Below are 24680 nucleotides of genomic sequence, written 5' to 3'. Positions count from 1 at the left end.
TATCTGTTTGTTGCAGTTTTGTGCAAAGCGTTATTCACCCTTAACACCCACAGAGTCTCGTTGGACTATTTTGGTTGGTATGACAATTTGGTGTTGCTGTATTGGCTCGCCACGAATTTGTTTTAAGAGTAGCAAAGTCGCTTGTTCCGCCATGTCGAATATTGGTTGCTTGATAGTGGTCAGTGCCGGCCATATTCGTTGTGCCAATGGAATATCGTCAAAGCCAACAACAGATAAATCTTCGGGCACACGAACCTTGTTCTGATGTGCATAAAAAATAACACCTGCTGCCATATCATCGTTGCTGGCAAAAATTGCGGTGACAGGGTTCGGCTGCGCTAACAGCTGGGCCGCGGCCTCAACACCGGATTCAAATGAAAGATCCCCCTGAACAACCCAATCGAGCTTCGACGACAAGCCATTTTTCGATAGCGCATTGAGGTAGCCCTGATAACGATGTGCGACCGCCTTATGGTCCGCCAGCCCGGTAACAAAACCAATCAGTTGATGCCCCTTATCAATCAGGCTCTGAGTCAGTTCTTCAGCTGCGGGCTTGTCCGTTGTCCGAACAGATATTTGACCCGGACGAATAGAAGCCGGTGCGATCAAGACAAATTGAATCGAGGCCTCTTCTAACCTATCAATCAGGTTTTGTTTGTCCGATAAAGGCGGGGTCAAAATCAGGCCGTCAATATTTTTGTCTTTGACCAATCGGATGATGTCGTATTCAAGCGCTTCATCTCTGAAATCGCAGGGGTGAATGAGCAGGTCATAGCCGGAAGATCGACAAACAGACAAAGCCCCTTCCTGCACATTGGTTACATAACTGGCGCTGGGGTTGTCATAGAGCAGAGCTAAAAGAAAAGAACGTTTTCCTGCCAAACGTCTGGCAGACAGGTTAGGGCTATAACCAAGCTCGGCAATAGCACCCGATACTTTTTCTCGCGTGGTTTCACGGACGCCGGTCTCGTTGTTGACCACGCGGGATACCGTTTTTATGGAGACTCCGGCAAGTTTGGCCACGTCTTCTATGGTGGGTCTGGACAAATTTCACCTCAAACGAACAATTGACAGCGCTGTCATTTCAAGATTAATCTACTCTTATTCAAATGACATAGCAAGCATCATGACTCCGATCCGGCCTTTCTTTTGTGAGTAACTGGCATGAATACAACGACCCCACAGCGCAACCCCTACCTCATTCCTTTAGTCATCGTTACCGCCCTGTTTTTTATGTGGGGAGCCCTGACCGCTTTGAATGATGTACTTATCCCTCACCTGAAAGGGGTATTCGAACTCAATTACACCCAGGCTATGCTGGTGCAATTTTGCTTCTTCAGCGCCTACTTCGTAGTTTCCATACCCGCCGGGCAGCTTATCAGTCACATCGGGTACCAACGGGGGATTGTCTGCGGTCTCACAGTGGCGGCATTGGGCTGCCTGCTGTTCTATCCCGCGGCATCCAGCGAAATATACTGGGTGTTTTTGTTAGCCCTGTTTGTCCTTGCCTCCGGCATCACGGTATTGCAGGTCTCAGCCAACCCTTATGTCACAACCCTTGGCGCTCCCGAAACGTCTGCTAGTCGCTTGGTGCTGACACAATCGTTTAACTCACTCGGTACAACAATAGCCCCAGCTCTGGGCAGTTTTTTGATTCTGGCAAACGGCAACAAAACCCCCGAGGAAATTGCGGCACTCAGCAGTACCGCACTGGAAGCCTATAAAACGTCGGAAGCACAGGCCGTACAAGGCCCCTACCTGATGCTGGCAGCAACACTATTCATTATGGCCGTGATATTTGCCGTTATTAAGCTCCCGGCAATCACTCATGCACTGCAGAAAACACACACCGGCGTGCTGCAAAACTTTAAAGAAACCCTATGGAAATTCCCGAACCTTAGACTCGGAACCATCGGCATATTTGTTTACGTGGGAGCAGAAGTTAGCATCGGCAGTATTTTGGTCAGTTATTTCTCACAGGACAGCATTGCGGGAATGACAGAAGAAAGTGCGGGCTATTATGTGTCCCTATATTGGATGTTTGCCATGATTGGTCGATTCATTGGCGCGGCAGTAATGTTGAGAATAAAACCTGCGTATGCACTGGCATTTAACAGTATTACCGCCATTGCCCTGCTGCTAATGACCACGACCTCTTCAGGTAGTTTTGCTATGTGGACAATCCTGCTTGTTGGCCTGTGTAATTCAATTATGTTCCCAACCATATTCAGTATTGCGGTGTCTGGGCTTGGGGAACACACCAGCCACGGTTCCGGTATTTTATGTATGGCGATAGTGGGTGGTGCCATTATTCCAGTAATATTTGGTGTATTTGCCGACTCGATTGGCATACAAATGGCGTTCCTGCTCCCGGCCTTATGCTACGCCTATATCGCATACTACGGTTTACAAAGCATTAAAAATATCTGACTACAAACTTGTTCGTTGTGACTTCTTTTGTTTAAGAACAGATATTCTAAAAGCCACCTATATAGCGGGTGGCTTTGATCGAGTCACCAATAAAACACCGAAAACCGGTTACGTTTATTACTTCTATTTTATTGTTGCTGTTAGACTTTTATAATCTGAACACTTGAATCGAGAGCCATGCAGCTCTATTCTCGGTAAATTAAATAGACACTCTGGAGAGCAACATGAAAGGTGACGCCAAAGTCATAGAATACTTGAACGATCTTTTAGCCGGGGAGTTGGCGGCAATTGATCAGTATTTTATTCATTCACGAATGTACGAAGACTGGGGGCTCACAAAATTATACGAGCGTATTGGCCACGAAATGCAAGATGAAACAGGCCACGCTGATTTGTTGATCAAACGTATTCTTTTCCTAGAGGGCAAACCAAACATGGTTAAGCGTCCTCCACTTAATATAGGTACAGATGTACCCTCAATGCTACAGAGTGACCTTGATCTGGAGTTACAAGTTGTGGCCGACTTAAAAGAAGCCATGGCTTATTGCGAAGGCGTTCAGGACTACCAAACCAGAGAAATTCTTCGCGTTATGCTTGAAGATACCGAAGAAGACCACGCTTATTGGTTAGAACAACAGCTTGGTCTGATTGGAAAAATCGGTTTGCAAAACTACCTGCAGTCGCAAATGTAATTATGCTTTCGGGCCACTGAATCACGTAGTGGCCTAGTTAACCCCTTAGAATAAAAAGTCATAGCCCCACACTTTTCGCTCCGAACTACTGATCACATCCCATGCAAAATTCATCAACGAAATCGGAAACGCTTCTTGCTAAGCTAAATGCCGAAACGGCAAAAATTTCCTGGCGAGAGTTACAACGCTTTTTTGCTTCAGGCAAAGCTATTTATGTCGATTCAACCCTAGACTTAATACATACAGCCAGCCTAATGGTGGAAGACGATACGGCGCAACTGAAACCATTAATGGATGCACAGCAATTTGCACCAGTCTCCGATCAGCAGGCAGAAATATGGTACGAACAAGACGAAAATTTATGGGCCGTTGTCGTATCCCCCTGGGTTCTGGTTCAGGAACAAAAAAAATAGGTATTTTTTTTTCGGTGTTTTTTGTCTAGCAACGTTATTACAGTAAGACTACATCGATTTTAGGTGAACACATGCAACTTACGGATATCATCAATTTTCAGAAAGTGAATGCACGGATCGCAACATCCGGTCAGCCATCCCCATCACAATTTGAACAGATTGCTCAAAATGGTTACGGCTTGGTGATTAACCTAGCTATGCCCGATAGCGATAACGCCCTACCTAATGAAGGGGCTCTGGTATCCTCCCTCGGGTTGAAATACATTCATATTCCTATCAAGTGGGACAACCCGCAGGTTTCAGACCTGGAATACTTCTGTAAGGTAATGAATGCCTCAGCCGAACAAAAAATTTGGGTACATTGTGCGTTGAATATGCGCGCTTCATGTTTTGTGTTTTTATATCAGACTTTAGAATTAGGCATCGAGAGTAAATATGCGAAAGCGCCTTTGGAAACCATTTGGCAACCCCAGAACGACAAAGTCTGGGGCAGTTTTATGAGTGCCGTAACATTGAGCAAATTATCATCATCTTCAGCTAACCTGTCGCCTGTCACATAGAGTTTTTCACGTCTTTTTTCCTGAGCCTGATACGAATCAAGCCTCCCCTCCCCAGAGATTGCTAAAGTTACTCTGTACCCATCAAGAGGTACCTGACTGACACTGGGAGGCATAAAAATTGAGTAGTACATCGAAATCTGATCATAAGCGCATAATCAGCCTGTTATCAGGCCCTGCAATACTGCTTTTTTGTTTGATCATACCACCTCCCTTTGAAGGGATGCCGGTTGCGGCATGGCAAGTGACCGGGTTGGCGATCATGATGGCTGTCTGGTGGACAACCGAAGCCGTGCCCATCCCAGTTACCGCACTCATCCCAATTGTATTAGCTCCGCTCCTGGGTACAGCCGATGTTAAGACTGTAACAGCCGCTTTTGCACACCCTCTGATCTACCTGTTTTTAGGTGGTTTTATGTTGTCTTTGGCGATGGAGAAATGTCACCTGCATAAGCGTATTGCGTTGCTTGCTCTTTTAGCTTCAGGTAGTAAGCCAAAAATGCAAATTGCGGGTGTAATGATCATCACCGCATTCTTAAGTATGTGGATGAGTAACACCGCCACATCCGTGATGATGCTTCCAATCGGTTTATCCATTATCGGTCTGGTAAAAGCTCAAGACGATGGCAAGAACCCACAAGATACCGCCAATTTCAGCACTGCACTTCTCCTATCTATTGCTTACTCAGCCAGTATCGGCGGTGTTGGTACTTTGATTGGTACACCACCAAACGCGCTACTCGCAGCCTACCTGTCTGAAGCTTATGGTTACCAAGTCGGCTTCGCCAAGTGGATGATTATTGGTCTTCCTGTTAGCTTGATCATGCTTCTTTTCTGCTGGTTATGGCTAACTCAATGGGGTTACAAGCTATCCAATAAAGGTTCTTCCAATACTGAAGCGCAGCTAAAAGAACAAATTAAAAACCTTGGGAAAATGACCCAAGCAGAAAAGTACGTAGCTATTATCTTCGTTATAACTGCCGTTTCCTGGATGACTCGACCACTTCTTGCCAAATGGTCAGGCCTGCAAATTACTGACACAGGTATCGCCATTGCCGCTGGTATCATCCTATTTACCATCCCTGCCAACATGCATGGCAAGAAAGAGTATCTACTGGACTGGGAAAACACCAAGAAGCTTCCTTGGGGTATTTTGCTTCTCTTCGGTGGCGGTCTGTCTCTCGCAGGTATGATCAAAGATACTGGACTGGCTACTTATATTGCTGACGCCATCAGCCATAACTCTGCAATGCCGCTGATTGCCATGGCGCTGTTAGTCACCGCTGTAGTAGGTGTACTTACCAACTTCAGTAGTAATACCGCTACCGCCGCTGGTTTCCTTCCTCTATTAGGCCCAGTATCAATGAGTTTTGGCGATAGCCCACTACTATTGACAGTTCCAGCAGCCCTTGCAGCAAGCTGCGCATTCTTAACCCCTATTGCGACGCCCCCCAACAGCATTGTTTTCGCCTCGGGTGAGCTGACCATTAAGCAAATGATGAAAACAGGTATCGTCCTGAACGTGTTTGCAACCATACTCATTGGCACAATCGGGCTTTGGTTAATCCAAACATTCTTTGCTTAAACCATTTTAAAGTTTTTTATCTCCTGATATTTGGCCGGTTCACCCCGGCCCTTTTTTTGTCTGTCATTTATCCATTAGTGGTTAATACCAGCCGGCAAGTACTCCTCATTCACCAAACCACTCTCTTCTGAAACAGATAAGCGGCTTTTCACCTGCGCCACATGCGTTAACTGACATTGAATATGACCAACCAGCTTCGCTGCGATTCGTTGATTATCAGGGTGTAACTGAATACTTGAAGACATGACACGCAGTTTGCTTTTCATTTCTTTCAAATAATCGTAAGCGGTGGGAAGCTCACCAAGCTGACATAAACTGTTTACCAAGCATTGACCAGCGGCAGAAAAATGCAGCGGGTCAAATTGGGTTGATTTGTGGTACATGCATTCCAAGCTAATTTCATAAGCTGCGCCAAAGAACGCACTGGCAGGCTTCCAACGGCTATGTTGGTATGAGCGCTCCCCATTTGCAAAAGCACCACTCCAAAGCTTCATACCCAAACAAGGATTAGATTTCACAATACCAAGGTGTTTGTTACATAAAAACGCCATTACCGCCTCCATTTAAATGTCATGAACCACATACTGAATATTTGTAATTGATAATGATTATCATTTATAATAATGGAAAATTTCATCCCTAACAAGCCAGATACAAGGCATTGTAGGTATGAGCTTTTCAATTAACTGGAGGGATATCAGTGCACAAAAACATTAAACTGGCAGTGTCCGAAGAACTCATTGCCAGACTTATACGAGCAGGAATACTCAGTGTTGAAGACTTTCAATGCCTGGACTCCTACTCCAAACAGAGCATGCACAGGATTTATCTAAAAAGCTTAATTAATAATTTTCGTACGAAAAAAGATCTGTAAAACCGCTAACAACAGGCTAATAACCCTTTAAAAAAAAATGCTTTTAAACGGATGTCCCATTATCACTCCTTATCATTAGAAGAAATCAACTAAAGCAGTTATTATTAGGATAGGTTTAAAAGTTATATAGAAAGATTCGCAAAACCAACGCCAGCTGATTTCGTTCTTTTTGCTGTTTCTTCCCGCCGTTCAATATCTACCGGGGGATACAAGTGACACAACACAACACTTACGATGTAACGGTCGTTGGAGGCGGAATACACAGCGTCAGCATTGCTAGTGAGGCTGCCAGCAGAGGGTTAAAAACCTTACTTGTCCAGGATGGAGACCTTGCTTCAGGCGCTTCAGCTGTTCCTCTCAGTGTCCTTACTGGTGACCTGCGCAAGCTTGAAAGCTTCGACCTAACAGGCCTTTCGTCCAATTTGGATGAAATCAGTAAAATCCAAACAAAAGCGCCTCATTTAATCGAAAGCCGCCCTTTTTTCCTCATACAAAATCCTGAGGTTCGTTCCGCCAAAAGAGTTAACACTGGTATTGCCGTCTACCGCCGTATACAGCCTCGCTGGATTGAAACCCTAACCTCCACTACTCATCCCCAGAATCGCCTCAAACCAGACATAGATATTGCAAAATACACCGATGTTCTGTTTAAAAATGGGCGTTTTATCCTTGGGCTGGCACACACAGCACAAAACCTCGGTGCAGAACTTTTGTGTCATCATCGGGTAATCCAGGCAGATAGGCAAAAAAGTCGCTGGGTTTTGAGCATTAGAAAACAGAGTTCCCATGAATGCTTTCAGATCTCCAGTAAAGTTGTTGTCAACTGCTGTGGCTGGCTCGCCAATAACTTCCTGGAAACCCTGCAAGTAAAAACCCGGGCGAGAGCAACACGTGTCGACTATGGCCACCTTTATATTCGAACTCAAGCGCCTCTGGGCGGCGTTTATGCGATTCAACAACCGACTAAATGCTTAACCTACGCCTACGATTTCAGCGAAGGTATCGTCTGTATTGGCCCCTTTCTTTTACCTGAAAACACTCAAGAAAAACGTTTATGCGTAGTGAATGACGTTATTGAACAGTGGAATCATGTTTTTGCCGAACACATCACTAGAGACAATATTATTCACCAGAGCTGGTGTTACCGCGCTCTGATTGAAGACCCGACCTGTAACGACTATACGGTGATGAGAGATTCTCTGCTCGACCTGAATAACCCAGGGAGACAGGCTCCTGTACTAAACCTGTTTGGCATAGAACCCACCAAGCACCGTCGCATCGCCGAACAGGCTCTGGATATGCTAATGCCCTTCACAGGGGCAGCCAGGAATACGGAATACAGGAACACCCCCATCGCCTCGGCGAAGTTTAACAGCACATCGCCAAGAGAATTCGGAGAAGATATCGGCCGCAAGTATCCGTTTGTTCCCTCGCAGATAGTCTCACGGCTTGTTGAGCACTACGGAACCGAAGTAGAACGAATATTAAACAAGTCAACGCAGTTAACCGATCTGGGTGTCCATTTTGGTCACGGCTTATATGAAGCTGAGGTCAAGTACTTGCTAGAACAGGAATGGGCATCAACAGCAGAAGATATCCTCTGGCGGCGCAGTTATCTGGGAATGGTATTTTCTGAAGAAGAAACACATCACCTCCAAACTTGGGTTTCAGAACAATCGAAATAATCACGCTCTCGGGCTCAGGATATTTACCATAACCCCAATCAGGAAATGGACCCCCTCCAAACCGCTCCTCAAAACAGATAAAAAACCATTTAACCAATTCTAAAACGCAATTATTTATTGCGCCCATTAAATGATTTTGACGACATAATTTTTTAAATGATTTTACTCGAACATAAAAGAGAAAATCGCCCTCTGACATGCATTTTTTCATTTAGTCGTCATTAAAAAGGGTTCATTTTTGTGGTTTTTATTTGCACATTTTTCCGCACAATTTCCACTTCGGATTGACCAATACTTTCCCTAAAAGACAATTTTAATGCAAAAAATAAAGGCACAAAACGAACCAAAAACAATAGATGCCAGAGGATTTTTTTACCACTAACCTATTGATTTACATAGAGAAAAATAGCATATCAAAAATGAACATAGGGATATCATAAATAAAACCCCTAGTGCAGAAATAAACAATTGACAACAAATTTGTCTGAATTAGCTTTTAGGAAAACAAGGCGGACAAAGAAACAATTTTGCTCACGCTCCAAGACAAAATTGATGAACATGAAAGAACTGTCGCCAAAAACTTCAACAAAACAAAGATGCCACAAGAGGTTTATTATGCCAACCATTATTTTGAAAGTAGATTGCGGTTACACAGATCAACCACTAGACAAAGACGAAATCGCGCTTATTGAAAACAAGGTTCAGGAAGCGCTAACAGAAATTGATTTTAAATATTTGGTCTTTGACACAAAGTACAAAAGTGAATCCCTATTGGATTTGGAAGACGAAGAAATTCCGGATACGCGCTTCCTGGCACCTGTCGCAGAGTTTGCTGCCCGAAAAGCCAAATAGGATAAATCATCATGCGAGGTTGCTTGTGGCCAACCTCGCAGCCAACGGCGGCTGTTCAGCCTTTTGACCTTATCACTGAACGGATATGCCCTCGGCACCAAACCAATAGCCATTCACCCCCTGAGAACATTGCTTCTCAGAATAATCTCCATTACAGGCTAAAAGCGCCAATGTAGCGTCCTCTTCAGGGCTAAACCGTGCGATATCAACAATACCTGACATATTCCCCAAGTCAGACAAGATATTGTGACAACTGCCAGAAAGCGTCTGGATGCCATTTAAGACAAACATTTCCTGATTATCCTGATTGAAGGCTGTTCTTCCTTTTGGGTAATGAATACAACACCGCTCACACTCACTTTTATCCCGGTTTTCAGACCTGGCAGTAAAGCACCTCGCGGAGTAGGCCAAGGGTAAGTGGCCATGGACAAATACCTCGATATTCAACCTTTCCCGTATACCCAAAGCATCACAATCCAACAGCACTTGCTGTAACCAGGATTTAGACAACTCTACCGGTAATACCCATCGACTCATTCCCAGATTCAAAAAGGTATTTAGCGTTTCTGCGTTATAGCAGTTGACCGCGGGGCCCACCACGAAAGGCAAGCCCTTCTGCGCGAGCAAATGAATGGCACTGACATCGTTGGCCTCGACGACAAAGTCTTCCTGTTCACACAAGCTTTTAACCAGCGTTAAATCACCTGCTGACTCTATTAGCGCTAGAGATGAAAGAACCACCTCCTTTCCTGACTCTTTCAGTTTGTTAGCGATAACTAACCAATCATTTCGTTTCAACTCAGAACGTTTACCACAGACGGTTTCACCCAGGTAAACGATATCCACCAGGCTTGATGCAACACGATCATAAAACGCCTCCACATCCGCTTTACGCCAGTAGTAAAGAATTGGCCCGAGAGATGTTTTCAATTTCGAGGTCAGGTTGTTTGTTGTTGTCATTGCCATTTCCTCGAATAAGCACCAAGGGTCATTTGCTTGCCTTCCGATAGTTTTTCCAGAACCTGGGTTTGTTCCACCGTAGGTATAAAGTCATGCAACTGACGCTTAGCTTGATCAATCGCTTCACGCCAGACTTTGGTAACTTGCGCAACATACGCGGGGCTTCGCTGACGCCCTTCAATTTTGACCGCAGCGATACCCATCTGCAGTAATTCGGGCAAAAGGTCTAGGGTATTCAAACTCGTGGGCTCTTCCAAAATATGGTAGGTATGGCCATCCACCACATAACGCCCTTTGCACAAAGTGGGATAACCCGCATGTTCCCCCGGAGCAAATCGATCAATCAAAAAACCATTCAAACGAGTTTCAAGCACGTCGTTTTCTTCCCGCCACTCGACATACTTGGCAGGGGAACAAGCGCCACAGGTATTTGGCGACTCACCAGTGAGATAAGATGACAGGTAACAACGCCCCTCAGCCATGATACAGAGACTGCCATAAGCAAAAACCTCCAGCTCCATTGGTGAGGACTCAGCAAGTGATTTAACTTGCTCCTTGGACAGCACACGCGGCAGGACGGCACGCGTGGCATTGAAGTTCTGCCGGTAGAAGTCCAGAGCGGCAAGATTAGTCGCGGATGCCTGTACGGAAACATGTAATGGCATATTCGGGTATCGATTGGCACAATACTCCATCACCGCAATATCAGAGACAATAATGGCACTCGCCCCCATATCGACGGCTTTATCCACAGCATGGAACCAAAGCTTAACGTCGCCGGGGTGGGCGAATGTATTGATGGCAATAAGCAGTTTTTTTCGTCGCTCAGAAACAAGCTTGCCGGCTCGGTTCAGGTCATTATCAGTGAAATTCAAACCTGCGAAACAACGGGCGTTCGTTCCATTCTTCAAACCGATATAGACAGAATCTGCGCCGTTCTCAATCGCTGCTTTCAGAGAGGCAATACTTCCTGCTGGGCAAAGTAATTCCATGGGGTCTCCTGAACTCAAATGCTGGATTTTATTCTTGCTCGGATAGCGTTCCTTTGATTCAAATTAATAATTCACGGTCAAGTGAACATACAATCTTACGATTTACCCAATAATAAAGGCTGGCGAAATGGCTGTTACCTACTTCGATATACAAAAATTACCCGCAAAGGTACACTCAAGCCTCCCCCAATTGGCTAAGCATTCTTTTTCACTCTTGCCGATGGCACCTTTTAATTATGCCGCAAGTGAAATACTCAATAAGCTGTACCGCACCCAAATCAACGACGGTGACCTGGATTTTTTACGTGATAAAACGATTTTACTTACAGTAAAAGATATCAATCAAAGTTGGGCATTTACCCTGGCAAGTGGAAAAATTCGTGTTTTTCAGAATGCTGTAGAAACTAACGCGACCATTAGCAGCAATTTTGATAATTTTTTTCAACTGTTCAGTCAAGAGGCGGATCCTGACACCTTGTTTTTCAGCCGGGAAATGTCAATTGGAGGTGATACCGAACTGGCACTTGAGTTCAAATCCTTTTTTGAAAACCATCCATTAATTGACGATGACGCCTTTTCCTGGGGAATTCTGCAGTCTTACATTAAAGCCATTCGTAGCAAACCCTAAGTTAACACGTAAAATACAGGGAATGGATAGCCAAAAAAAGCCACCTGGATAAGGTGGCCTATTTTTAAGCGTATACAGATACACGCCTACAGACTTAAACAATATAAATGCATTTACATTGAAAACTTGGCAATAATACCGTCTGGGTTTTGTAAGTTTCGAGTTGCCAAATCCTGCACAGATTGCGTCGCATCAATCAGATCCAGTCCGTATTGAGTCAATGTACGAGCATGATAGACGTTTTTAGACAACAAAGGGTTGGTATATATCTGCGTAAATGCGTCGTACGACACCATGGCATTTAATAAATCACCGAACAGCTGATCGCCATTTTTCTTCTCGGCAAACAACCCCACGGTGTACTCTAATTTATCAATATGCCCATACAGGTTTTCTAACTTATCTGCCAACTCCTTATCTCCGGTTAACTCCTGAAACGAACAAATAGGAGAAAGCTTAAACAACTTCCGATACTCATTATATGGTTTCAAACGGAAATCCCGTCCCATACGAATCATGGCGTATTCAGCTCCCAACATCCATTTTGGAGAGTTTTGCAAACCTATTTTTCCTGCGTTTTGCGTAGAGGATGCATGAATCGCTTTTGCTAATCCAATCTGCTCCAACAATCCATTATTAAAGCGATAATCGGTCTGACTAACCACCGCATCATCCACTTTCATACTGTCAGGAATTAGGCCGTGCCAACGATAAAGTAAGTCAAACTCCAAAGCAATCCACGGCAACCTGTACCAGGATTTTTTTTCTGCAAAGCGGGTATCAAACTCAAATAATCGATTACCCGCAATATGGTTAATGTAATCAACAATAGTTAATTTCATTAAAATTGCCATATTGATCAAACGTGCCGTTTGGAATAAACGCTCATCATCCCAATCTGGATTTCGTTTTTTCAACTCACCACAAATACGATTATGCTCGCGCATAAACAACGTACTTACCGCAACATAGCCAATGGATGAATTGCCTCTTTCCAAACCTGTGGCATACAGCTTTAATTTTCGTTCATCGGGTAAATTTTTAAATAGAAGCTCAGCGAGACCTTTTTGCACATACGGCAAGTCATGGTAATGGTCTTTTATCTGCACTTTCCCATTGCCGTTTTGCTCACACAAATAGTCCAGGAATTCTTCACCGTTGATTATCTGACTACGTAGTCGCCCTCCTTCATGCGAACGTAAAACGTTTGCTGCCGCTTCGGTCAAGCCATAAATCTGGCACAAATCAATATTATGATTCGAGGTATTTTGCCTTCTATCCAAGGGGTTTATTCGCAACACACTGTCGGTAAACCACTGGGCAAAAAACATAAACAACATCGAAGAACGATCTTTCTTCATTTCTCCCTGACGAAGGAACAACGAGGTAACCTCACCTTGCTTGTCCGCCTGAGGATTAAACTCTGTGTCTTCAGGCAAGCTATCGATATAGGTTTTTTCAGCTGGTGGCAGATGTCGGGCGGAGAATTTTTTATCGGTCAACATCGGCCAGGTCGTATACTCTCCTATCGGCCCTTGTTCATCGTAGGATAACGATGGCGGCTCTGGAGGCTTAGGAATATGCGACCATAAACTGAACGCTCTCGGCCTTCCTGGAATCTCCTTGCAAATATAATTTGTCGCAAATCGATTTACGTACTTATGAAGAAAAGGAATGTACCTGGTAATCTTCAATGCTATTTTTATTTTGCTCATCCAAAAATCCCTCCACCCTATTGAGCTTGCAACACTAAAAGGCTATGTATGAATAAAATGCCGACCGAAAAAAGGAAATCGATGACAATAATATGGTTTTAAGATGTCATCTCAATAACATCAGCAGATGTTTCTTTCTAATTAAAAACTTGGAGCACAGGCCGTATCCCCAAAGTATCTTTAAAAAAATAGCACGGATTTAATCCCTCAGCGGCTTTTCTTCACAGGTAGACACAACAACATCCCCCTGTGCCGTTTTCTCTGACAGATATTTAGGAAACAAGAATGACCAAACAACTTTGTTTATAAAAGTAAAAGACAACAAGAGAGGTGAGAAAGCCGTCGTTAGAGAAAGATAACAATCGCAGGCTCCGTCCCGAACAAACGTTCACATATTCTATTCAAAGCATTAAAAGCGGGACAAAAAAAAGCCCTGCATTGCAGGGCTTTTTAAAGGAAATAAAGCTATATTAGCCACCGTATGAAGGGGCAACATGACCCGCTTGAGCAATTTTCATGGTGTTCGTGCCTCCATGAATATTCTGATGGTCCCCTTTAGAAATGATAATAAAATCATTTTCTTCAATAATATTTTTCTCAAGCAATACGTCGATTGCTTTTTGGTTAACATCCGATGGAGCAATATTGTCACTGTCAAACCAAACAGGCTGTACACCGCGGAAAAGTGCAGCACGACGCAACGTGGAGTAGTTTCGGGAAAATGCAAAGATCGGCAATCTTGCACCAAAACGAGACATCAACAGTGGTGTAGAACCTGACTCAGTCATCGCCACAATACACTTCACTCCAGTCATTTCATGCGCGGCGTACATTGCTGCACGGGCAATCGTTTGATCACAGGAGGTGTAACCACCGGAAGGACGGCTAGGAGCCGATTCGGCTTGAGGGTGTTTTTCCGCCCCAAGGATCACTCGAACCATAGCTTCAACTGTTTGCACCGGGTATTTACCAGCAGCCGTTTCAGCAGAAAGCATCACCGCATCCGTACCATCAATCACCGCGTTAGCCACGTCGAAGACTTCCGCACGCGTGGGTAAAGGGCTGCTAATCATGGTTTCCATCATTTGTGTCGCAGTGATAACACAACGGTTCAGCGCACGGGCACGCTCAATAATGTGCTTCTGAACAGCAATAAGTTGAGCATCACCAATTTCCACGCCCAAGTCACCGCGGGCAACCATTACAGCATCAGAAGCAAGAATAATATCGTCCAGAACTTCATCAGATTCTACTGCTTCTGCACGTTCAACTTTCGCCACCATATAGATGTTGCCACCGGCTTCACGCACTAGTTGGCGAGCCAAATTCATATCGTCGGCAGAGCGGGGGAATGAAACAGCAAGATAATCAACGCCGATTTCCACAGCGGTTTTGATGTCTTCACGGTCTTTGGAAGTAAGGGCTGGAGCGCTCAAACCACCACCTTGACGGTTGATTCCCTTGTTATTGGACAATTTACCGCCAACCGTTACGGTTGTTTGGATGGCTGGACCATCAACGCTATCTACCTGAAGGATAACTCGACCGTCATCCAGTAACAAAAGATCCCCAGGATTTACATCGTTTGGTAACTCTTTATAGTCGATACCAACTTTTTCCTGGTTTCCTTCTTCACGACCAAGAGAAGCATCAAGAACAAACTTATCCCCTTCGGCCAACACAACAGGGCCTTCAGCGAAACGGGCTATACGAATTTTTGGGCCTTGTAAGTCACCCAAAATTGCGACCACCTTGCCATGTTTTTTGGCTACATCGCGTACAGCATTGGCTCTACGCATGTGGTCTTCTGGACTTCCGTGTGAGAAGTTCATACGTACAACATTGACACCCGCAAGGATAATCTTCTCAAGGATGCCAGGTTCGTCAGTAGCTGGACCTAAAGTACTAACAATTTTTGTACGTCGATACATAAAAAAGCTCCGGAATGTGGTACCAATAAAAAATCGTGCGGCATTCTACTACAAGTGGCCGCAAGTATGAAAAATAAGTCTGCAAAACGGGAAATTTCTACCCATATCCCCTAAATTATATAGGGGTTAAATGACTATCGTATTATTTCGAGCACTGAAATTGAGGTTTTGCAGAAGATTTCAGCGTTGAGAAGGGATAATCGCTGGGCAAAAGCCCAGCGATTCAAAACTACTGCCCCATTCCTGAGACCATTGAAATCATTACACCTGCTGCAACAGCTGAACCAATCACACCTGCCACATTAGGACCCATCGCGTGCATCAACAGGAAGTTATGAGGATTCGCCTCAAGCCCAACCTTATTCGATACCCTTGCAGCCATAGGTACAGCCGATACGCCAGCAGAACCAATCAATGGGTTGATCTTCTGCTTGCTGACCTTGTTCATCAGCTTCGCCATAAGCACACCCATCGCAGTACCAACGGCAAAGGCAATCACGCCCAGCACGAGAATACCCATGGTTTTTGGATCAAGGAACTTATCTGCAGCCAATTTAGAACCGACTGATAAGCCTAAGAATATGGTGGTAATGTTGATCAAGGCATTTTGTGCAGTATCAGACAAACGATCAACCACGCCACACTCTTTCATTAGGTTACCAAAACAGAACATCCCGAGTAGTGGGGCCGCATCAGGTAACAATAGCGCAACAAGAATGAGCAACAAGATAGGGAAAGCGATCTTCTCCCGCTTGCTAACTGTTCGGAGCTGGGTCATTTCGATGCGACGTTCTTCTTCGGAAGTCAAAGCCTTCATAATTGGCGGCTGGATCATTGGTACCAACGCCATATAGGAATATGCTGCAACCGCAATCGCACCTAGCAGATCAGGGGAAAGCTTACTGGCCACATAAATTGCCGTAGGACCGTCCGCACCACCGATAATGCCGATAGCCGCCGCATCCGCAATGCTGAAGTCCATAAGACCTGCAGCGGAAAGACCAACAGCACCAAGCACCGTAAAGAAGATCCCGAACTGGGCAGCTGCCCCCAGGAACAACGTTTTGGGGTTCGCCAGCAATGGACCAAAGTCAGTCATCGCACCCACGCCCATAAAGATAATCAAAGGCGCAGCACCACTGGCAATGGCAACCGAATAGAAGTTATACAACATACCGTTGTGATAACCCGCATTCACTGCAGCTTCAGCAACCGCTGCATGTACCGCAGGTGAAGCCGACTCATATGCCGCTATAAACGCTTTTAATGACGTTGCAGGGTCAATATTCAATAGCTGGGCCAGGGTTTTCAGAACCACAGGATCTGCCGCATAAATAGCACTCTCAGCGGCAGGCAAGGCCAAACCTGCACCGGGGATATTCGCTAAAATACCGCCGAATCCAATGGGCACTAGAAGCAAAGGCTCAAAGCCTTTGCGAATAGCGAGGAACAATAAAAGTAGGCAGATAACCATCATGGACAGCTGTCCAAAATGCATCTGATAAAGACCGGAGTCTTGCCAAAGGCCGATAAAATTCTCCATTGTCGACCCCTTAAGCGATGGTGAGAAGGAGGTCGCCAACAGCAACAGTATCTCCTTCTTTCACGCTGATGTTGCCAATTACGCCAGCCTTAGGAGCAGATACCTGCGTTTCCATCTTCATTGCTTCAAGTACCAGCAGGGTATCCCCTTCTTCAACTGACTGACCTGGAGAAACCATAACGCGGAAAATATTTCCGGCTAGTGGTGCATTCACAGGGTCGCCACCAGACACTTCTTTGTCTGAACCAGCGCTTGGACCAGCGTGAGAGCTGCCCAACTGCACGATGCCAGTTAGCTCGCCGCCATTGCTCACGGTCACGGTGTACTCTTTACCTTCAACAGTAACGGTGTAAACCTCATCGCCGTTGTCAGCATGAACAAGAGTGCTTTCGTTACCTGTTGGAGCCGGTTCGAATGCGTCCGGATTACCACGGTTAGTAATGAACTTAAGACCAACTTGAGGGAACAAAGAATAAGTAAGCACGTCATCAATTTCGCGCTCACCTTCCGCCAGCTTGAGGCCTTTTTCCGCAGCAATCGATTTCAGATCAGCAGCAAGTGTCTCCAGCTCTGGCGCTAAAAGGTCTGCTGGACGACAGGTCACCACTTCTTCACCTTCTTCCAACACCTTCGCCTGAAGCTCTTTGTTCATTGGCGCAGGAGCAACACCGTATTCACCGCGAAGAATACCGCGTGTTTCTTTTGAAATAGACTTGTAACGCTCGCCAGTCAGTACGTTAATAACCGCCTGAGTACCCACAATTTGTGAGGTTGGTGTAACCAAAGGAATGTAACCCAAGTCTTTTCGTACTCGTGGGATTTCCTCCAGTACAGCATCCAACTTATCTTCAGCACCTTGCTCTTTCAACTGGCCTTCCATGTTAGTCAACATGCCGCCAGGAACTTGGGCTGTAAGAATTCGAGAATCGATACCTTTAAGCGCACCTTCCCACTTCGCATACTTCTTACGCACATCGCGGAAATACAACGCAATTTCTTCAAGTTTGGCCAGATCCAGGCCGGTATCTCGTTCTGTACCTTGAAGCGCAGCAACAATCGTTTCTGTTGGGCTGTGACCATAGGTTGTCGACATTGTGGAAATCGATGTGTCCACATTATCAATACCAGCTTCTGCTGCTTTAAGGATTGTTGAATGCGCCAAGCCGGTTGTGGCGTGGCAGTGCATGTGAATAGGAATATCACAACTGGCTTTCAATTTTTTAACCAGTTCGTATGCAACATATGGCTTTAACAAACCGGCCATATCTTTAATAACAATAGAGTCTGCGCCCATGTCTTCAATGACCTTACCTTGGTCGACCCAGGCTGCAATATCATGGACAGGACTTTCTGTATAAGAAATAGTGCCTTGCGCATGCTTACCTTGTTTCTTAACCGCTTTCATCGCGGTTTCGATATTACGCATGTCGTTCATCGCGTCGAATACACGGAATACGTCAACACCGTTAACCGCACACCGTTCTACGAACTTCTCAACTACGTCATCAGCATAGTGACGATACCCAAGAATATTTTGGCCACGGAATAACATGGCGTGTGGCGTATTTGGTATCGCTTTTTTCAATTCACGAATTCGATCCCAGGGGTCTTCGCCCAAAAAGCGGATACACGCATCAAATGTTGCGCCACCCCAGGTTTCCAGAGACCAAAAACCAACCTGATCCAGCTTCTCTGCGATCGGCAACATGTCATCAATACGCATACGCGTAGCGAATAGCGACTGGTGCGCGTCTCGTAAGACTACATCAGTAATGCCCAGAGGTTTTTTTGTTTCAGTCATTTACATCTGCCCCCAATGATTTTATTTATGCCTAGGTCAGGTTAATACGGTGCTTACTTATGTTTCGCTCTATGCTCTTGAACTGCCGCTTGAATTACCGCCAATGTTCTTGGGCTGATATTGCCCGCGGGTTTCGCGCTGACTTCTTCAGGAGATTCTGCGAAATAATTTCCTACGATGTAGGACATAGCAAGGGTCGCGATAACGAGAAGAGTAAGAAAAACAAACACAGTGCCCATACCATAGATCATCAGATCCATACCATTTGACACTAGCGATGTCGTAGAAAGGGTTTCTTGCATCTGTCACTCCGAAAGGTAACTACCAGAAACAGTTTAAGATAACCGACGGGTTTTGACTGGCAAAACTCTTTAATTATCAATTAGTTAGTGGTTACACCGGTTAATAATATAAGCATTTTTATACGCGCCTGCTTGAGCACGGTCGCATAAGATAATGAAAAACGCCCCTATTGAGCAAGTGCAACATTCCATATTTTACTTGGGTTGCTGTCATAATGAGCCCGGTCTAAATCAAGTAAAAGCCCATAAATTTCTCAAACCAACACCAGGCTGATAGACTGCCCGTCCTCTGTTACTTATCCCCATATAAAAGCTATGAGAATTTTCCTTGCCCCAATGGAAGGTGTTGTTGACCACCACATGCGTAGAGTCATGCAAGTGATCGGGGGCGTGGATATATATGTCACAGAATTTGTACGGGTATGTGATCACACCCTGCCAAGAAAAGTGTTTATCAAATATAGTCCTGAACTCACGCAAGCGCAGCCTAAAATACCCACACGCATACAACTTCTTGGCAGTAACCCAGAAGCCTTGGCTTTAAGCGCCAGAAAAGCCGCAAAACTGGGAGCACCCGCAATCGATCTCAATTTTGGTTGCCCAGCAAAAACCGTAAACCGCAATCGCGGTGGAGCCTGTTTACTCGACGATACGGATCTAATCTATCAAATCGTTTCCCAGGTAAGAGAACAGGTTCCGCCTTCAATACCCGTCACCGCCAAAATTCGTTTGGGCTATCAGGAACGTGACAGCTACCTGCGCAATGCGCAAGCAATCGAACAAGCAGGTGCAAACGAACTTATCGTTCACGCGCGATCAAAACAGGATGGCTATAACCCACCCGCATACTGGAAATATATTGGCGAAATAAAACAGGCAGTAAAAATACCTGTGGTGGCCAACGGCGAAATATGGAATTTGAAAGACTTTATCCAGTGCAGGGAAGAATCTCTGTGCGAAGATTTTATGCTTGGCCGCGGATTACTTGCTCACCCCGACCTCGCAAAAGAAATAAAAGCCTACTGCCAGGGTCATGAGTATACTCCCATGCCCTGGAGTGAAATCGCCCAACACCTTCACCAGTTTTTTCTGGAAACCTGTGCCGCTTACCCCAAAAAATATACGGGTAACCGCGCAAAACAGTGGCTGCATTATTTATCTCGACACTACACGGAAGCCGCCGCGTTATTTGAGTCCATAAAAAAAACGCGGGATTTTTCTATAATAGACACTGCATTAAAAAATCATTATTCCTGATTATTTCGCTCGATCAATCTCGGTTCCGCCACAGCGGTAAAGCCTTTGTCTTCATCCCAACTAATTGCCTGGGTTGCACCAAAACCAGGCCAGTCACGCATTGCATGGCCTTTTTTCTTTAGCCCCTGTTTTAACTCGTCCGAAGCAAAACCATCAATCAAAAGTGTATCCGGTTTCCATTGGTGATGAACTCGAACCGACGACATGCTTTCTTCCAGCGGCATACCCAGCGCCAGCTGTTTCACAATTACCTGAAGGACTTGAGTAATAATGGTTGGGCCACCTGCTGCCCCCAAGGTTAAAACCGGTTTATCGCCTTTCAAAACAAGTGTTGGACTCATACTGGACAAAGGCCGCTTGCCCGGTTGCACCGCATTGGCTTCGGCCCCAACCAAACCAAACGCATTGGGCACCCCAGGAAGAGCAGAAAAATCATCCATCTGATTATTCATCACCACCCCCGTGCCGGGAATAATCACTTTACTGCCAAAGCTGGTGTTCACGGTCGTGGTAATAGCTACCCAGTTGCCATCTTTGTCTGCAGTGGCAATATGAGTCGTGTGTTTATTAAATATATCCGTATCAAATTTCGGCGGCATACCATGCTTTTCAACAATCGAAACCTTATCCAAGGTGATTTTTTTACTCAATTCATCCGCATAGGTTTTTGCCATTAACCCTTTTGGCACCTTGGCAAAGGCGGGGTCGCCCAACCAATAGGCTCGATCAGCAAACGCCAATTTCATGGTTTCAATAAGCAAATGGGTTCGATTAATCTCATCCAGTCTTGCAAAATCGTAGTTCTGCAAAATATTCAGCATTTGCGCAATATGCACACCACCAGAACTCGGTGGCGGAAAACCATAAATAGTGTATTCATGAAACTGCGACTGGATAGGCTGACGCATAATAATGTGATAATTTTTAAAATCATCGTAGCGAACCAGCCCATTATTTTTCTTCATCCAGCGGTCAACCGCTTTGGCGAATTTCCCCTGGTAAAAATAATCCGGCCCATGCTTACCAATTTTGCGATAGGTTTTGGCCAAGTCCTTTTGAATCAAACGGTCTCCCGCTTTAAGCGGTTCCCCTTGTTTATCAAAATACACTTGCGCTGTTGCAGGGTATTGTTTCACCGTATCTGCCACTCTGGCCAAACGCGCAGCAAAAACCTGATCTACTGCAAAGCCCTGTTCAGCCACACCTGCTGCAGGAAGAATGACATCCTTTAACTTCAATTTACCCGCTTGACGCTGTAACGCATCTAACGCGGCGACAGACCCCGGAATACCAATGGCAAGCGAGCCAGACTTACTCCATTCAGGCTGAACCTTACCATCCTTAAGAAACATATCCCGATGAGCCAATGCCGGAGCTTCCTCTCGACCGTCGATTGCTAACACCTCACCATTTGCAGTGCGAACCAAAATAAAGCAGCCACCACCAATACCTGAGTTGTGGCCATCCACCACCCCAAGGGTAAATGCCACCGCCAAAGCCGCATCCACAGCATTACCGCCATCAGCAAAAGCGTTTAAACCCGCTTGAGTCGCCAGGGGATTAACCGAAGCAATTGCGCCGTAGCCATCTTTTGTAACCTGCGCATAGCCTTGAGAATCCGCGTAAACACAGACAGCTCTGAAAAAAAACCACAAACAAAGTATTAACTTGAAAAGGTTCACTGCTCGACTCCATCACTGTTTTTTAGCGGCAAGTGTATCGGGAATAGCGCAGAATCCCAATGGCGAGAATATGAATTAAGAAGGGAAAGGTGCGGGGCAAAACCCCGCAAAAAGTTCGACAACTAGAACCAGAAACTACCGCTTCTTGCCCCAGAAATCTTCATTGCGCCACACATCCGACCACGAGAAATGATTTGATGCTGAAGCGCCAATAAGCGTATGTAACACATTTACACACCTCCAAATCGATACGGCAAAGCGGCATGGCGCCTTGCTCGACTTAAGAGTTGTACAGACCCTCACTCCACAACAACTCAACATATTCAGTAGAAAATAAGAGTTATTGTTATCGTTTCTTCTGTGCGGCGGCATTGTACGGATTTAAATAGCGTATACAAGGGCGAATCCCCTCCTCTCTGAGGGCAAACCCTATTTTTTTTGTTTTACCGCATATCGAACAATATGGAAGATGACATTTTGCTCCATCACCCCGCCCACTAAATGGGAATATGGCCCGATAGCATAAATCGGCACATCCTCTCCGCCATGGGTTTCACTCATATACGGTTGGCCATGATACTCATACCCCGTTGGAACCAGTGCTTGCTGAACAGCATGTAACCCGGTTTCAGGCTTTGCTCGCGCACCCTTTACCGCGCCAGGGCCATTGTAGTAACCGAGCGTGGTATAGGGCTGGTTGTCGAATGCCGTCTCGGGTTCAGTTTTCGGCTCTCCGTGTTCATCATTGCTTTTCACCACCCCCAAAATGGGATTGCCGCGTGTCGGGTAACCGCCCATGCTGAGTACGTGGCTATGGTCCGCCGTCACAATTACCAATGTCTCTGACAAATCCACCTTGGCCAGTACCGCCTTCACCGCCTCGGCAAACTCTTGAGCCTCAGCCAAAGCCTTACCGGCCTGGCCACTGTGATGGCCATGATCAATCCGGCCACCTTCAACAAGCAGGTAAAAACCCTTTTTATTTTTCGATAAAAGCTCAACCGCTTTGACGGCCATATCCGACAAGCTTGGAACAGCCGATTCCTCCTGGCGTTCAATCACATAGGGCATATGACTGCTGCTAAACAAACCCAAAACAGGGAGATCCTTACTGGACAAAGACGCCATTTGCGCCCCACTCTCCACCAATGTGCCGCGCTTTTGCCAATGGGCAAGCTCTTCCTCAGTAAACTCTTTTTTCCCGCCACCAAAGCTGACATCAATCGCACCCTTTTGATTAAACTCCACCAACTGCCGGGCAATAGATAAACACCCCGCTTTCGCCGCCTCTGCGGGAACGTCTCCGGAGGCTTCCCAGTTGCGATCAGGAATATGCGCATAAACCGAAGCTGGCGTGGCATGAGTAACACGCGTCGAAGTCACTACCCCAACTCGCTTGCCCTGCTTCTTCATCACCTCCGCCATATTGGCAACACGGTGTGCTTTTGCCGCCACACAATCGCCCCGCGGCGCATCGCCAGACACCCCCAAAACTCCGGCTCGAGTTTTTACTCCAGTATGAATTGCACTGGCAGTGCCGGCAGAATCCGGTACCTGTTGGTTAACATTGTAAGTTTTGACCAAACCAACATGAGGGAAGGTTTCAAACGGCAATACATTTTCTTCTCCCGATGCCCCTCGGGACTGCCCGTCAAAAATACGCGCCGCCGTGACCGTCGATACGCCCATGCCATCCCCAATAAACACAATGACATTTTTTGCGCGATTCGTATTTTTTGTTACCGCAAGACGCGCTTGGATATATTCCTCACCAGAGGCATACCACTCTGAAGAAGAGGCAACAGACTGAACAGCAAAAGACGAAGCAAAACACAAAGATAAAACAGCAGCAGAAAAACGCATGGGTTCCCCAAAAAACGAAGGCTAACAGTAAACACGAATAGTACGCTTTTTGAAGGAAAAAGGCGAAACAGCCAAACAACCTACTTGCTCGATTAAACAAGTAGCACATCAGCCAAATAAGGTGCCATTAAAGTAAGGAAGGAACAAACCACTTCGCCCGATTAGGCAAAGCGGTTTATTGCACGAAAACAGATATGCGGATTATTTATCCGCGATCATATAGAGAATCAGATATTTCACAAATTAACGGCAGAATTTTTTCGGTGTTATAACGCGGCTCGGTTTGAATCGGGTGACATCGGTTTTTCACATTCACTCCATACTCCAGGCCCTTGCCACTCAACACATAAAAACTCTTCATCTTTTCCACGTTTTTCATGCTTTGTCGATACATACGCAATAAATACCCTCGCTCAAAAAGCACCTGATTCACTTTTCGCGCACTGAGTGGAATATTGTTCTCCCGCAAAATCACAGACAGAGGTAAACAATGAGTGCTGGCTTTCATAAATTTAATCATAAACATTTCCCTCAAAGATACGGACTAAAAGAAAAAAACAAATGAATAGGCTGCCTCAAAAAGGGAAGGCGCTCGCGTTGGCGATTAAGACGATAATTGCAATAACAAACAGAAACGTCATTCGATTCATATATGCCCCGTAAAAGAACCGTCGGGTGGCACTCGCTTATCCATGCGGTGCTCACCCAGGTGTTTGATCAGCGTTTTACACTTCCCTTTTCGCTTGGGGTTATTATCTCGAATGGGTGTCTCATATCGTGAGACAGCTCATAAAAAAGGGCATATTTTTTCAATAAAATCCCACCAGAAAAGCAGTAAAAATCAGTGGAATTGGAACCCAAAAGAAAGGGAGAAAGTGCGCACAAAAAGCGCACAATCAGATGGTTTAAATAGAGAAA

At 45.5% G+C, this 24680-nt stretch carries 22 protein-coding genes; 10 read left to right on the top strand and 12 right to left on the bottom strand.

Going from position 1 to position 24680, the window contains the following annotated elements; translation table 11 throughout:
• Positions 1–30: 30 nt before the first annotated feature.
• Positions 31–1047: a LacI family DNA-binding transcriptional regulator gene (locus P5V12_RS02865; RefSeq protein ID WP_316955726.1), complete on the bottom strand. Its 1017-nt coding sequence runs from the start codon at positions 1045–1047 to the stop codon at positions 31–33.
• Positions 1048–1164: 117 nt separating this feature from the next.
• On the opposite strand from P5V12_RS02865, the gene fucP reads away from it, so the two are divergent.
• The 5 genes from fucP (at position 1165) to P5V12_RS02840 (ending at position 5677) form a co-directional block, all read left to right on the top strand.
• Positions 1165–2430 (top strand): L-fucose:H+ symporter permease, encoded by a 1266-nt coding sequence (fucP, locus tag P5V12_RS02860; protein ID WP_316955725.1) that lies wholly within the window; start codon positions 1165–1167, stop codon positions 2428–2430.
• Between the two features lie 224 nt (positions 2431–2654).
• Entirely contained in the window at positions 2655–3122 is a 468-nt protein-coding gene (bfr, locus tag P5V12_RS02855; protein WP_316955724.1) for a bacterioferritin, read from the top strand.
• A gap of 101 nt (positions 3123–3223) precedes the next feature.
• Positions 3224–3535 (top strand): DUF2288 domain-containing protein, encoded by a 312-nt coding sequence (locus tag P5V12_RS02850; RefSeq protein ID WP_316955723.1) that lies wholly within the window; start codon positions 3224–3226, stop codon positions 3533–3535.
• Positions 3536–3606: 71 nt separating this feature from the next.
• The gene (locus P5V12_RS02845) at positions 3607–4095 is read left to right on the top strand and encodes a protein tyrosine phosphatase family protein (protein ID WP_316955722.1); all 489 of its coding nucleotides are present in this window, start codon (positions 3607–3609) and stop codon (positions 4093–4095) included.
• 118 nt (positions 4096–4213) lie between these two features.
• On the top strand, positions 4214–5677 hold the full coding sequence (locus P5V12_RS02840; RefSeq protein ID WP_316955721.1) for a DASS family sodium-coupled anion symporter: 1464 nt from the start codon (positions 4214–4216) through the stop codon (positions 5675–5677).
• Positions 5678–5751: 74 nt separating this feature from the next.
• Here the strand turns inward: P5V12_RS02840 and P5V12_RS02835 are convergent, their stop codons facing one another.
• Positions 5752–6228, bottom strand: coding sequence for a hypothetical protein (locus P5V12_RS02835; RefSeq protein ID WP_316955720.1), 477 nt, complete (start codon positions 6226–6228; stop codon positions 5752–5754).
• 149 nt (positions 6229–6377) lie between these two features.
• Here P5V12_RS02835 and P5V12_RS02830 point away from each other — a divergent pair, with 149 nt between their 5' ends.
• From P5V12_RS02830 to P5V12_RS02820, 3 genes are all read left to right on the top strand, one after another.
• Positions 6378–6551, top strand: coding sequence for a hypothetical protein (locus tag P5V12_RS02830; protein ID WP_316955719.1), 174 nt, complete (start codon positions 6378–6380; stop codon positions 6549–6551).
• A 212-nt stretch (positions 6552–6763) separates the two neighbouring features.
• Positions 6764–8236 (top strand): FAD-dependent oxidoreductase, encoded by a 1473-nt coding sequence (locus P5V12_RS02825; protein ID WP_316955718.1) that lies wholly within the window; start codon positions 6764–6766, stop codon positions 8234–8236.
• A 615-nt stretch (positions 8237–8851) separates the two neighbouring features.
• Positions 8852–9088 (top strand): hypothetical protein, encoded by a 237-nt coding sequence (locus P5V12_RS02820; protein ID WP_316955717.1) that lies wholly within the window; start codon positions 8852–8854, stop codon positions 9086–9088.
• Between the two features lie 72 nt (positions 9089–9160).
• Here P5V12_RS02820 and P5V12_RS02815 read toward each other — a convergent pair whose 3' ends face one another.
• Complete coding sequence (locus P5V12_RS02815; RefSeq protein WP_316955716.1) at positions 9161–10048, bottom strand: U32 family peptidase; 888 nt, start codon at positions 10046–10048, stop codon at positions 9161–9163.
• Positions 10045–11040, bottom strand: coding sequence for a peptidase U32 family protein (locus P5V12_RS02810; RefSeq protein WP_316955715.1), 996 nt, complete (start codon positions 11038–11040; stop codon positions 10045–10047). The genes P5V12_RS02815 and P5V12_RS02810 overlap by 4 nt, the downstream gene beginning before the upstream one ends.
• Before the next feature lie 127 nt (positions 11041–11167).
• Between P5V12_RS02810 and P5V12_RS02805 the strand changes: the two genes are divergently transcribed.
• Complete coding sequence (locus tag P5V12_RS02805; protein ID WP_316955714.1) at positions 11168–11668, top strand: SCP2 domain-containing protein; 501 nt, start codon at positions 11168–11170, stop codon at positions 11666–11668.
• Between the two features lie 113 nt (positions 11669–11781).
• Here P5V12_RS02805 and P5V12_RS02800 read toward each other — a convergent pair whose 3' ends face one another.
• From P5V12_RS02800 to P5V12_RS02780, 5 genes are all read right to left on the bottom strand, one after another.
• Positions 11782–13383: a peroxidase family protein gene (locus P5V12_RS02800; RefSeq protein WP_316955713.1), complete on the bottom strand. Its 1602-nt coding sequence runs from the start codon at positions 13381–13383 to the stop codon at positions 11782–11784.
• 470 nt (positions 13384–13853) lie between these two features.
• Complete coding sequence (pyk, locus tag P5V12_RS02795; RefSeq protein WP_316955712.1) at positions 13854–15314, bottom strand: pyruvate kinase; 1461 nt, start codon at positions 15312–15314, stop codon at positions 13854–13856.
• Between the two features lie 229 nt (positions 15315–15543).
• Positions 15544–16857 carry a sodium ion-translocating decarboxylase subunit beta gene (locus P5V12_RS02790; RefSeq protein WP_316957403.1) on the bottom strand — a complete coding sequence of 438 codons (1314 nt, stop codon included), beginning with the start codon at positions 16855–16857 and terminating at the stop codon, positions 15544–15546.
• A gap of 10 nt (positions 16858–16867) precedes the next feature.
• Positions 16868–18658 (bottom strand): sodium-extruding oxaloacetate decarboxylase subunit alpha, encoded by a 1791-nt coding sequence (gene oadA, locus P5V12_RS02785; protein ID WP_316955711.1) that lies wholly within the window; start codon positions 18656–18658, stop codon positions 16868–16870.
• A gap of 53 nt (positions 18659–18711) precedes the next feature.
• Positions 18712–18960, bottom strand: coding sequence for an OadG family protein (locus P5V12_RS02780; RefSeq protein WP_316955710.1), 249 nt, complete (start codon positions 18958–18960; stop codon positions 18712–18714).
• A gap of 315 nt (positions 18961–19275) precedes the next feature.
• On the opposite strand from P5V12_RS02780, the gene P5V12_RS02775 reads away from it, so the two are divergent.
• Positions 19276–20217, top strand: a complete 942-nt coding sequence (locus P5V12_RS02775; protein WP_316955709.1) for a tRNA-dihydrouridine synthase family protein — start codon at positions 19276–19278, stop codon at positions 20215–20217.
• Here the strand turns inward: P5V12_RS02775 and ggt are convergent.
• The 3 genes from ggt to P5V12_RS02760 form a co-directional block, all read right to left on the bottom strand.
• Positions 20208–21899, bottom strand: a complete 1692-nt coding sequence (gene ggt / locus P5V12_RS02770; protein ID WP_316955708.1) for a gamma-glutamyltransferase — start codon at positions 21897–21899, stop codon at positions 20208–20210. The two genes, P5V12_RS02775 and ggt, sit on opposite strands and share 10 nt — an antisense overlap.
• 429 nt (positions 21900–22328) lie before the next feature.
• The gene (locus P5V12_RS02765; protein ID WP_316955707.1) at positions 22329–23762 is read right to left on the bottom strand and encodes an alkaline phosphatase; all 1434 of its coding nucleotides are present in this window, start codon (positions 23760–23762) and stop codon (positions 22329–22331) included.
• Between the two features lie 205 nt (positions 23763–23967).
• Entirely contained in the window at positions 23968–24282 is a 315-nt protein-coding gene (locus tag P5V12_RS02760; RefSeq protein WP_316955706.1) for a hypothetical protein, read from the bottom strand.
• Positions 24283–24680: the final 398 nt, after the last annotated feature.

Source organism: Teredinibacter sp. KSP-S5-2 (assembly GCF_032773895.1).
Taxonomy (GTDB): Bacteria; Pseudomonadota; Gammaproteobacteria; order Pseudomonadales; family Cellvibrionaceae.
The sequence above is the reverse complement of the archived record's forward strand: the minus strand, read 5'-3'. Positions and strand labels throughout refer to the sequence as shown.

What these genes read in the sequence shown, in the direction of transcription:
- P5V12_RS02845 (WP_316955722.1), top strand. Translation starts at nt 3,607, where the DNA reads ATGCAACTTACGGATATCATCAATTTTCAGAAAGTGAATGCACGGATC.
- P5V12_RS02800 (WP_316955713.1), bottom strand. Translation starts at nt 13,383, where the DNA reads ATGAGCAAAATAAAAATAGCATTGAAGATTACCAGGTACATTCCTTTT.
- P5V12_RS02760 (WP_316955706.1), bottom strand. Translation starts at nt 24,282, where the DNA reads ATGATTAAATTTATGAAAGCCAGCACTCATTGTTTACCTCTGTCTGTG.
- P5V12_RS02850 (WP_316955723.1), top strand. Translation starts at nt 3,224, where the DNA reads ATGCAAAATTCATCAACGAAATCGGAAACGCTTCTTGCTAAGCTAAAT.
- P5V12_RS02820 (WP_316955717.1), top strand. Translation starts at nt 8,852, where the DNA reads ATGCCAACCATTATTTTGAAAGTAGATTGCGGTTACACAGATCAACCA.
- P5V12_RS02815 (WP_316955716.1), bottom strand. Translation starts at nt 10,048, where the DNA reads ATGACAACAACAAACAACCTGACCTCGAAATTGAAAACATCTCTCGGG.
- P5V12_RS02810 (WP_316955715.1), bottom strand. Translation starts at nt 11,040, where the DNA reads ATGGAATTACTTTGCCCAGCAGGAAGTATTGCCTCTCTGAAAGCAGCG.
- oadA (WP_316955711.1), bottom strand. Translation starts at nt 18,658, where the DNA reads ATGACTGAAACAAAAAAACCTCTGGGCATTACTGATGTAGTCTTACGA.
- P5V12_RS02775 (WP_316955709.1), top strand. Translation starts at nt 19,276, where the DNA reads ATGAGAATTTTCCTTGCCCCAATGGAAGGTGTTGTTGACCACCACATG.
- P5V12_RS02835 (WP_316955720.1), bottom strand. Translation starts at nt 6,228, where the DNA reads ATGGCGTTTTTATGTAACAAACACCTTGGTATTGTGAAATCTAATCCT.
- pyk (WP_316955712.1), bottom strand. Translation starts at nt 15,314, where the DNA reads ATGTATCGACGTACAAAAATTGTTAGTACTTTAGGTCCAGCTACTGAC.
- P5V12_RS02780 (WP_316955710.1), bottom strand. Translation starts at nt 18,960, where the DNA reads ATGCAAGAAACCCTTTCTACGACATCGCTAGTGTCAAATGGTATGGAT.
- bfr (WP_316955724.1), top strand. Translation starts at nt 2,655, where the DNA reads ATGAAAGGTGACGCCAAAGTCATAGAATACTTGAACGATCTTTTAGCC.
- P5V12_RS02765 (WP_316955707.1), bottom strand. Translation starts at nt 23,762, where the DNA reads ATGCGTTTTTCTGCTGCTGTTTTATCTTTGTGTTTTGCTTCGTCTTTT.
- fucP (WP_316955725.1), top strand. Translation starts at nt 1,165, where the DNA reads ATGAATACAACGACCCCACAGCGCAACCCCTACCTCATTCCTTTAGTC.
- P5V12_RS02790 (WP_316957403.1), bottom strand. Translation starts at nt 16,857, where the DNA reads ATGGAGAATTTTATCGGCCTTTGGCAAGACTCCGGTCTTTATCAGATG.
- P5V12_RS02805 (WP_316955714.1), top strand. Translation starts at nt 11,168, where the DNA reads ATGGCTGTTACCTACTTCGATATACAAAAATTACCCGCAAAGGTACAC.